We start from the raw sequence: 8,765 nt of genomic DNA, 5'->3' as shown, positions 1-8,765 counted from the left end.
TCGGGGGGGCCCGCGGGGGGGCACCGGGGGGGCCCCGCGGGGGGCGGCCCCCCTGTCCCGCCCCTTCGCCCGAAGCCCTTGGCTTCACCCGAAGCCCTTGGCCGCGCGGCTCGTGGGTGACTGCTCGCGCAGTTCCCCGCGCTCCTGACGGGGCGCGGTCAGCGCACCGGCTGGTGGACCCGCTCCACCCGCTGTGTGCCCGACAGAGTCCGGTAGGACCTGCGCCACGTACTCGTGGCGTCCTGGCGGGTCTTGTCGGAGACCGCGTAGTAGTCCATCTGCGAGTGCTCGGCGGTGACGTCCAGGACGCCGTAGCCGTGCGAGTCCATGTCCACGTACTTCACGTGGCGGTTGGCGGCCTTGACGGCGGTCGCCGCGACCAGTGAGACGGTCTGCGGGGCGACGTGCAGGATGTCGTCGAGGTTGTCGGAGGTCACCGAGGTGACGACGAACTCGACGCCCGCGGAGCCCGACGCCGGGTACGTCGCGGCCTTCACCGGCACGTCGTTGGCCCACGACATGTGGATGTCGCCGGTGAGGAAGACCGTGTTGCCGATGGAGCGGTCCCGCAGGTGCCCGATGAGTTCCTTGCGGTCGTCCGTGTAGCCGTCCCACTGGTCGGTGTTGACCGCGAGGCCCTCCTTGGGCAGGCCGAGGAGCTCGGCCATCGGCTCCAGGAGGTGCGCGGGTACGGACCCGAAGGCGACCGGAGAGATCATCACGGACGTACCGACGAGCTTCCAGGCGGCGTCGGAAGCGGCCAGTCCGGACTTCAGCCAGTCCAGCTGGGCGCGGCCGGTGAGCGTACGGTCCGGGTCGTCGACCTTGCCGCTGCCGACCGCCGCCTGCTGGGAGCGGAAGGAGCGCAGGTCCAGGAGGTGCAGGTCGGCCAGCTTGCCCCAGCGCAGACGGCGGTAGACGGTGCCGGCGGTGGAGGCGCGGACCGGCATCCACTCGAAGTAGGCCTGCTTGGCGGCGGCCACGCGGGCCGCCCAGTCGCCCTCGGCACCCGGGGTGTGGTTCTCGGCGCCGCCCGACCAGGCGTCGTTGGCGAACTCGTGGTCGTCCCAGATCGCCACCACCGGGTGTCTGTGGTGCAGGGCCTGGAGGTCGGGGTCCGTCTTGTACTTGCCGTGCCGGGTGCGGTAGTCGGCGAGCGAGACGATCTCGTGTCGCGGCTCGTGCTGCCGCACGACGTACTTGGGCTCGGGGTAACTGCCCGACGCGTACTCGTAGAGGTAGTCGCCGAGGTGCAGGACCGCGTCCAGGTCGGCGCGGGCCGCGAGATGGCGGTACGGGGAGAAGTAGCCGGACTCCCAGTTGGCACAGGACACCACGCCGAAGCGGACCCCGGCGGTGGCGGAGTCGGCGGCCGGGGTGGTGCGGGTGCGGGCGGCCGGGGAGAACGTATCGCCGCAGGAGAAGCGGAAGTAATAGGCGGTCTCCGGGCGCAAGCCCCTTACGTCGACCTTGACGGTGTGGTCGGTGGCGGCGGAGGCGGTCGTCGTCCCCCGTGCGACGACGCGGCCGAAGTCCTTGTCCTCGGCGACCTCCCAGCCGACGGCCGTGTCCTGGCCGAGGCCGGAGCCGGGGGTGGCCTCGGGGGCCGGGGTGACGCGGGTCCAGAGCAGGATGCCGTCGGGCAGCGGGTCGCCGGAGGCCACGCCGTGCAGGAAGGCGGGGGCGGTGGCGGACGCGGTTGCCGCGACAGCGGGGAGGGCTGTGGCGCCGATGAAGGCGGGAACGGCGACGGTGGCGGCAGCGGCTCTGAGAGCCGTGCGGCGGGACGGGGTCCGTGTGGCGCTGGGGACACCCGTGGCAGGAGTGAATTGACTGGTCACGGCGGATCACATTACTGATCAGTACGCCGTTCGGGTGGGTGAACGTCCAAATGTTCACCCACCCGTTGACCAGGCGTTCAGGCCCTCCTGAGGGAGCGTCAGGCCTTGAGGGCCTTGTCGAGTGCCGCCTTGAAGTCCGCCGGTGCCATCGGGGCGCTGTCGGTGCCCTCCTTGACGACCGTCTTGCCGTCCATCTTCAGGCTCGGGGTGCCCTTGATGCCGCTCTTGTCGAACTTCGCCGACATCTTCAGCGCCCACGCGTCGTAGGTGCCGCCCTTGACCGCGTCCTGGAACTTCTTGTTGCCCTTGAGCGCCGGGACCTGGTCGGCGATCTTGATGAGGTAGTTGTCGTCGGCGAACTTGTCGACGGTCTCCTCGGGGTGGTTGGCCTGCGAGTACAGCGCGCCCTTGAACGCGAGGAACGCCTCCGGGCTCACGTTCAGCGCGGCGCCCAGCGCGCTCGTCGCGTTCTTGGAGCCCTCGCCGCCCGCCATGTTGTCGATGAACGTGGCGCCGATGTACTGGATCTTGTACTTGCCGGCGTCGACGTCCTTCTTGATCTGCTCGCCGTTCGCCTGCTCGAAGCCGGCGCAGCTCGGGCAGCGCGGGTCCTCGTACAGCTCCAGGGTCTTCTTCGCGCCGGCCTTGCCGACGACGACCGTGGTGCCGTTCTCGCCCGAGGTGTTGGCGGGCTTGGTGACCGTGGCCTCCGCGGCGGCCTCCCAGGCCTTCGGCTTGTTGGCCTGGACGACGGCGTAGCCGACGCCGCCGGCGATCGCGAGGACGGCCACGACCGACCCGGCGACGATGATCTGCCGCTTGGTCCTGTCCTTCTTGGCCTGCCGCTCGCGCTCCGCCTTCAGCCGCTCGCGGGCCGCCTGCTTGTTCGCCTGGTTGTTGCGTGCGCTCATGATCGTTCCAACTCCGTGGGTACTGGACTGCCGTGTGGGGAATGCCCGGCCCGGCGGACGTGCGCAGGACGCAGGTACGGCGGGGCTCAGGCGGCGAGGACGAGCCCGGCGGCGGGCGGCCCGCGCCGGCCCACGGAGTGCACCAGCAGCCGGTTGCGCAACACCTCGGCGGCGTCGCGGCACAGCGCGGCGCGCCCGGGGCCCCGTACCGGGAAAACACCCGTCGCGGAGGCGACCGCGAGCAGCAGCGGCCGGAAGGCGCCCACGGCGGCCGTACGGATCAGACCCGCCAGGGCCACCTCGCCGGACCGCAGCCACAGGGCGGCCAGCAGCCCGACCGCCACGTGCGCCCCGAGCAGCAGCCAGGGGAGCGCGGGGTCGGGGGAGGCGAGCAGGTCGGAGAGGCGTTCCTGCGCTCCGGCGTGGACGAAGGGGGTGGTGCCGAAGGGGGTGCCGACCGGCGTCCCGCCGCAGAGCACGTCGAGCCCGACGGAGCGCAACGCACCGGCGACGGGCCCGCCGGAGGGCCCGTAACAGACGTGCTGTCCGGTGGTGAAGAGGGTGTCCGCCGCCAGTTCCAGCGGGACGAGCAGGGCGGCGATCGGTGCGAAGCCGCGCTCCCGCCCGGCGAGTGCGTACGCCAGGGCGAACACGGCGGCGCCGAGGAGGGCGACCGCGAGCGGGGGCAGCGGGGCTCCGGACAGCAGCACGTGCGAACCCACGGACAGCGTCACGACGAGTGCCGTGAAGAGTGCTGCCCGCAAGGTTCTCAGCGGAGTCCTGGATATGCCCATCGGGGTGAGTGTCCCACGGCCCCGGATAAGGGCCCTCTAAGGATGCGGAAAGGGCTACAGACCTGTGATGCGACCGTTGCGGAACAGGTCCACGAAGATCTGGTGGTCGGCGCGCGCCCGCGCGCCGTAGCTGTGCGCGAAGTCGACCAGGAGGTCGGCGAAGCCGTCCTCGTCGGCGGCGATCGCCGCGTCGATGGCCCGCTCCGTGGAGAACGGCACCAGGGAGTGGCCGCTCTCGTCGTCGGCGGCCGAGTGCATGGTGGCCGTGGCCCGGCCCAGGTCGGCGACGACGGCGGCGATCTCGTCGGGCTCGTCGATGTCCGACCAGTCGATGTCGACCGCGTACGGCGACACCTCGGCGACGAGCTGGCCCTGCCCGTCCAGCTCGGTCCAGCCGAGCCACGGGTCGGCGTTCACCTGGAGGGCGCGCTGCGAGATGACCGTGCGGTGGCCCTCGTGCTGGAAGTAGTCGCGGACGGCGGCGTCGGTGATGTGCCGGGAGACCGCGGGGGTCTGGCCCTGCTTCATGTAGATGATCACGTCGTTCTCCAGGGCGTCGCTGTTGCCCTCCAGGAGGATGTTGTACGAGGGCAGGCCCGCCGAGCCGATGCCGATGCCGCGGCGCCCGACGACGTCCTTCACGCGGTAGGAGTCGGGGCGGGTCAGGGACGACTCGGGCAGCGTCTCCAGGTAGCCGTCGAAGGCGGCGAGGACCTTGTACCGGGTGGCGGCGTCGAGGTCGATGGAGCCGCCGCCCGCGGCGAAGCGCCGCTCGAAGTCGCGGATCTCGGTCATCGAGTCGAGCAGGCCGAACCGGGTCAGCGCGCGGGCGTCGCGCAGCGCGTCCAGGAGCGGGCCCTGCGCGGTGTCCAGCGTGAAGGGCGGCACCTCGTCGTTCTTGGCGCCGGTGGCGAGCTGGTGGATGCGCTCGCGGTAGGCGGCGGCGTACACCCGCACCAGGTCGCCGATCTGCTCGTCGCCGAGCGCCTTCTGGTAGCCGATGAGGGCGATGGAGGCGGCGAAGCGCTTGAGGTCCCAGGTGAAGGGGCCGACGTACGCCTCGTCGAAGTCGTTGACGTTGAAGATCAGGCGGCCTTCGGCGTCCATGTACGTGCCGAAGTTCTCCGCGTGCAGGTCGCCGTGGATCCACACCCGGGAGGTCCGCTCGTCCAGGTACGGGCCCGCGTTCTGCTCGCGCTCCTGGTCGGCGTAGAACAGGCCGGCGGTGCCCCGGTAGAAGGCGAACGCGGAGGCCGCCATCTTCCGGAACTTGACCCGGAAGGCGGCCGGGTCGGCGGCCAGCAGCTGCCCGAAAGCGGTGTCGAACACGGCGAGAATCTGCTCGCCGCGCTGGGCGGCATCTGTCTGCGGAACCGACATCGCCGGGGCCTCCTGGTGCATGACGTACGTGCGTGTACGGGGGAAGGTGGACAGGCCTGCTGACCCGTCCAACGCACGACCGTACCCCTGAGTGCCCCGTCGCTCCGCAGTCTCGGGAACCCCGGGTTTGTCAGTGCCGAGAAGTACACTTCCTGCCTGCCCGAGCCACTGCTCGACACTCTCGTCGGCATCCCTGCCGACGCCCTCGTCACCGACCCGCAACCGGAGGCCCCCGCCGTGACCAAGCCGCCCTTTACGCACCTCCATGTACACACCCAGTACTCGCTGCTGGACGGTGCCGCGCGGCTGAAGGACATGTTCGAGGCGGCCAACCAGATGGGGATGTCGCACATCGCGATGTCCGACCACGGCAACCTGCACGGGGCGTACGACTTCTTCCACTCGGCGCAGAAGGCGGGCGTCACGCCGATCATCGGCATCGAGGCGTACGTCGCCCCGGAGTCCCGGCGCAACAAGCGGAAGGTCAAGTGGGGCCAGCCGCACCAGAAGCGCGACGACGTATCGGGTTCGGGCGGCTACACGCACAAGACGATCTGGGCGTCGAACAGCACGGGGCTGCACAACCTCTTCCGGCTGTCGTCGGACGCGTACGCCGAGGGCTGGCTGACGAAGTGGCCGCGGATGGACAAGGAGACGATCTCCAAGTGGTCCGAGGGGCTGATCGCCTCCACGGGGTGCCCGTCCGGCGAGGTCCAGACCCGGCTGCGGCTCGGTCAGTTCGACGAGGCCGTGCAGGCGGCGTCCGACTACAAGGACATCTTCGGCGAGGGCAAGTACTTCCTGGAGCTGATGGACCACGGCATCGAGATCGAGCGCCGGGTCCGCGACGGGCTGCTGGAGATCGGCAAGAAGCTGGGCATCCCGCCGCTGGTGACCAACGACTCGCACTACACCTACGCGCACGAGGCGACGGCGCACGACGCCCTGCTCTGCATCCAGACCGGCAAGAACCTCTCCGACCCGGACCGCTTCCGCTTCGACGGCACCGGCTACTACCTCAAGTCGACCGACGAGATGTACGCCATCGACTCCTCGGACGCCTGGCAGGAGGGCTGCGCCAACACGCTCCTGGTCGCGCAGCAGATCGACACCACCGGGATGTTCGAGAAGCGCGACCTGATGCCGAAGTTCGACATCCCGGACGGCTTCACGGAAGTCACCTGGTTCCGGGAGGAGGTCCGGGCCGGCATGGAGCGCCGCTACCCGGGCGGCGTCCCCGAGGACCGGCAGAAGCAGGCCGAGTACGAGATGGACATCATCATCTCGATGGGGTTCCCGGGGTACTTCCTGGTCGTCGCCGACTTCATCATGTGGGCGAAGAACCAGGGCATCGCGGTGGGCCCCGGACGTGGTTCGGCGGCCGGTTCGATCGTCGCGTACGCCATGGGCATCACCGACCTCGACCCGATCACGCACGGTCTGATCTTCGAGCGGTTCCTCAACCCCGAGCGCGTCTCCATGCCCGACGTCGACATCGACTTCGACGAGCGCAGGCGCGTCGAGGTGATCCGGTACGTGACGGAGAAGTACGGCGCCGACAAGGTCGCCATGATCGGCACATACGGAAAGATCAAGGCGAAGAACGCCATCAAGGACTCCGCCCGGGTCCTCGGCTATCCGTACGCGATGGGCGACCGCCTCACCAAGGCGATGCCCGCCGACGTCCTCGGCAAGGGCATCGACCTCTCCGGCATCACCGACCCCAAGCACCCGCGCTACAGCGAGGCGGGCGAGATCCGGGGGATGTACGAGAACGAACCGGACGTGCGGAAGGTCATCGACACCGCGAAGGGCGTCGAGGGCCTGGTCCGGCAGATGGGCGTGCACGCCGCCGGCGTGATCATGTCCAGCGAGCCGATCGTCGACCACGCCCCGATCTGGGTGCGGCACACCGACGGCGTCACCATCACGCAGTGGGACTACCCGCAGTGCGAGTCGCTCGGCCTGCTCAAGATGGACTTCCTGGGCCTTCGCAACCTCACCATCATGGACGACGCCGTCAAGATGGTCCGGGCCAACAAGGGCATCGACCTGGAGATGCTCGCCCTCGAACTGGACGACCCGAAGACCTTCGAACTGCTCTGCCGCGGTGACACGCTCGGCGTCTTCCAGTTCGACGGCGGCCCGATGCGCTCGCTGCTGCGCCAGATGCAGCCCGACAACTTCGAGGACATTTCCGCCGTCTCGGCCCTCTACCGGCCGGGCCCGATGGGCATGAACTCGCACACCAACTACGCGGAGCGCAAGAACAACCGCCAGGAGATCACGCCGATCCATCCGGAGCTCGAAGAGCCCCTGAAGGAGACGCTGGGCCTCACCTACGGCCTCATCGTGTACCAGGAGCAGGTGCAGAAGGCCGCCCAGATCGTCGCCGGGTACTCGCTCGGCGAGGCCGACATCCTGCGCCGCGTGATGGGCAAGAAGAAGCCCGAGGAGCTCGCGAAGAACTTCGTCCTCTTCCAGGAGGGCGCGAAGAAGAACGGCTTCTCCGACCAGGCCATCCAGGCGCTGTGGGACGTGCTGGTGCCGTTCGCCGGATACGCGTTCAACAAGGCGCACTCCTCGGCGTACGGCCTGGTCACCTACTGGACCGCCTACCTCAAGGCGAATTACCCCGCCGAGTACATGGCGGCCCTGCTGACCTCGGTGAAGGACGACAAGGACAAGTCGGCCGTCTACCTCAACGAGTGCCGCCGCATGGGCATCAAGGTCCTGCCGCCCAACGTGAACGAGTCGGAGTCGAACTTCGCCGCCCAGGGCGACGACGTGATCCTCTTCGGCCTGACCGCCGTCCGCAACGTCGGTCAGAACGTCGTGGACTCGATCATCCGGATGCGCAAGGCGAAGGGGAAGTACTCCTCCTTCCCGGACTTCCTCGACAAGGTCGAGGCCGTCGTCTGCAACAAGCGGACCGTCGAGTCACTGATCAAGGCCGGTGCGTTCGACGAGCTGGGGCACACCCGCAAGGGCCTCGTCGCCCACCACGAGCCGATGATCGACAACGTGGTGCAGGTCAAGCGGAAAGAGGCCGAGGGCCAGTTCGACCTCTTCGGCGGCGGCGAGGAGGACAGCGAGGAGCCCGGCTTCGGACTCGACGTGGAGTTCTCCGACATCGAGTGGGAGAAGTCCTACCTGCTCGCGCAGGAGCGGGAAATGCTCGGCCTGTACGTCTCCGACCACCCGCTCTTCGGCCTGGAGCACGTCCTGACGGCCAAGGCGGACGCGGCGATCGCGCAGCTCATGGGCGGTGAGCACGCGGACGGTGCGGTCATCACGGTCGGCGGCATCATCTCCAGCCTCCAGCGGAAGATGACCAAACAGGGCAACGCCTGGGCGATCGCGACCGTCGAGGACCTGGCGGGCTCCATCGAGTGCATGTTCTTCCCGGCGACGTACCAGCTGGTGTCGACCCAGCTCGTCGAGGACACGGTCGTCTTCGTCAAGGGCCGCCTCGACAAGCGCGAGGACGTGCCGCGGCTGGTGGCGATGGAGATGCAGGTCCCCGACCTGTCGAATGCCGGGAGCAACGCCCCCGTCGTTCTCACCATCCCCACCGTCAAGGTCACCCCGCCGATGATCAGCAAGCTCGGCGAGATCCTCCAGAACCACCGGGGCAACACCGAGGTGCGGATCAAGCTGCTCGGTGCGCGCAAGACGACCGTGCTGCGGCTCGACCGGCACCGGGTGACGGCCGATCCGGCGCTCTTCGGCGATCTGAAGGTGCTGCTCGGCCCGAGCTGCCTGGCGGGCTGATTCCCCGGCGTACGAGACGTAAAGACCGGCGTACGAGACGTAAAGACCGGCGTACGAGACGTAAG

Annotated in this window: 5 protein-coding genes; 1 reads left to right on the top strand and 4 read right to left on the bottom strand. The window is 69.0% G+C overall.

Features of this window, described 5'->3' with window-relative positions; genetic code table 11:
* Positions 1 to 158 precede the first annotated feature (158 nt).
* From ACWGIG_RS33780 to ACWGIG_RS33765, 4 genes are all read right to left on the bottom strand, one after another.
* Positions 159 to 1,841, bottom strand: coding sequence for an alkaline phosphatase D family protein (locus ACWGIG_RS33780; RefSeq protein ID WP_453325513.1), 1,683 nt, complete (start codon positions 1,839 to 1,841; stop codon positions 159 to 161).
* A gap of 98 nt (positions 1,842 to 1,939) precedes the next feature.
* Positions 1,940 to 2,752 (bottom strand): thioredoxin domain-containing protein, encoded by an 813-nt coding sequence (locus ACWGIG_RS33775; protein ID WP_453325512.1) that lies wholly within the window; start codon positions 2,750 to 2,752, stop codon positions 1,940 to 1,942.
* Positions 2,753 to 2,838: 86 nt separating this feature from the next.
* Positions 2,839 to 3,546, bottom strand: coding sequence for a hypothetical protein (locus ACWGIG_RS33770; RefSeq protein ID WP_453325511.1), 708 nt, complete (start codon positions 3,544 to 3,546; stop codon positions 2,839 to 2,841).
* A 54-nt stretch (positions 3,547 to 3,600) separates the two neighbouring features.
* Complete coding sequence (locus tag ACWGIG_RS33765) at positions 3,601 to 4,926, bottom strand: DUF2252 domain-containing protein (protein ID WP_453325514.1); 1,326 nt, start codon at positions 4,924 to 4,926, stop codon at positions 3,601 to 3,603.
* 237 nt (positions 4,927 to 5,163) lie between these two features.
* Here ACWGIG_RS33765 and dnaE point away from each other — a divergent pair, with 237 nt between their 5' ends.
* Positions 5,164 to 8,700 carry a DNA polymerase III subunit alpha gene (gene dnaE, locus ACWGIG_RS33760; RefSeq protein ID WP_453325510.1) on the top strand — a complete coding sequence of 1,179 codons (3,537 nt, stop codon included), beginning with the start codon at positions 5,164 to 5,166 and terminating at the stop codon, positions 8,698 to 8,700.
* Positions 8,701 to 8,765: the final 65 nt, after the last annotated feature.

Source organism: Streptomyces sp. NPDC054863 (assembly GCF_053610825.1).
The sequence above is the reverse complement of the archived record's forward strand: the minus strand, read 5'-3'. Positions and strand labels throughout refer to the sequence as shown.